The sequence below is a fragment of the Actinomyces sp. HMSC065F12 genome, assembly GCF_001814535.1.
In the GTDB taxonomy this organism is placed as follows: Bacteria; Actinomycetota; Actinomycetes; order Actinomycetales; family Actinomycetaceae; genus Pauljensenia; species Pauljensenia radingae_A.
Window position 1 is genome coordinate 26,917 of sequence record NZ_KV817028.1, and the last position, 314, is coordinate 27,230.

The window sequence follows — 314 nt, forward strand, 5'->3', positions numbered from 1 at the left end:
CATAGTTGACATGGGGTGCAGGCGATGTGTCGGGACATACCCACACACAAAAAGATCGAGACACCGCCAACAAACTGTCAACGCTGCCCCGACACATCATAGTGGATACTTAGACGTCGAAAATGATAAAAGCCGCTTGAACCCTTGAACCCCTGTTGAGCAGGGGTTTTGTCGTTTCTGGGGTTGTTCGTTGGCTCGCTGGAGGTCCGGTGATCTGGTGCTCGTCGCCATAACGTCCGCGCGGCAGGGGCACGTTTCGACCTAAGGGGGTCTGCGCGAGTGCTTGCGTTAGCGGGTATCAGACGAGGGTGTTA